Origin of the sequence: Shewanella sp. 4t3-1-2LB (assembly GCF_017368415.1) — a bacterium.
Lineage (GTDB): Bacteria > Pseudomonadota > Gammaproteobacteria > Enterobacterales > Shewanellaceae > Shewanella > Shewanella fodinae.
On the sequence record NZ_JAFNJD010000173.1, the window covers coordinates 1 to 255 of the forward strand.

Below are 255 nucleotides of genomic sequence, written 5' to 3' on the forward strand. Positions count from 1 at the left end.
AGTGACTCGTCATCAGCCCTCAGTATTATGTGCCCGGATTTGCCTAAGCACACTACCTACAACCTTAAACGCGGACGACCGACGCCGCGCTGGCCTAGCCTTCTCCGTCTCTCCATCGCAGTTAGCAAAAGTACGGGAATATTAACCCGTTTCCCATCGACTACGCCTTTCGGCCTCGCCTTAGGGGTCGACTCACCCTGCCCCGATTAACGTTGGACAGGAACCCTTGGTCTTTCGGCGTGGAGGTTTTTCACC

General features: G+C 55.3%; 1 rRNA gene. It reads right to left on the minus strand.

What is annotated here, in order from left to right:
- Positions 1 to 255: ribosomal RNA gene (locus J3L11_RS19735) — 23S ribosomal RNA — on the minus strand; the annotation flags it as partial.